The following is a 312-nucleotide window of genomic DNA, read 5'->3' as shown; positions in this document are numbered from 1 at the left end:
CATCGGATCCATCAACCGCGAATGGAACGCGTGACTGACCGCCAGTTCCTTGACCCGCCAACCCCGCTCACGGCAGGCCCCCACCACCGAGGCCACCTCATCGGCCGCGCCCGAGACGACCACCGACGCGGGACCGTTGACCGCCGCGATGTCCACGACCGCGCCCGACCCGCCGAGCAACTCGGCGACAGCCTCCTCCGACGCACCCACCGCCGCCATCACACCGCCAGCCGGCAACGCCTGCATCAACCGACCCCGCGCCGCCACCAGGGAACAGGCATCCGACAGCGACAACATCCCCGACACGTACGC

Annotated in this window: 1 protein-coding gene; it reads right to left on the bottom strand. The window is 70.5% G+C overall.

Features of this window, described 5'->3' with window-relative positions; all coding sequences use genetic code 11:
• Window positions 1-312, bottom strand: a 312-nt coding sequence (locus tag HA073_RS30270; protein WP_166457873.1) for an acyltransferase domain-containing protein, incomplete at both ends; no start/stop codon positions are given.

It is taken from the genome of Micromonospora sp. CMU55-4 (genome assembly GCF_011602315.1).
Taxonomy (GTDB): Bacteria; Actinomycetota; Actinomycetes; order Mycobacteriales; family Micromonosporaceae; genus Micromonospora; species Micromonospora chalcea.
Note: the sequence above shows the minus strand (reverse complement) of the source record. Positions and strands in the feature narration are given on the sequence as shown.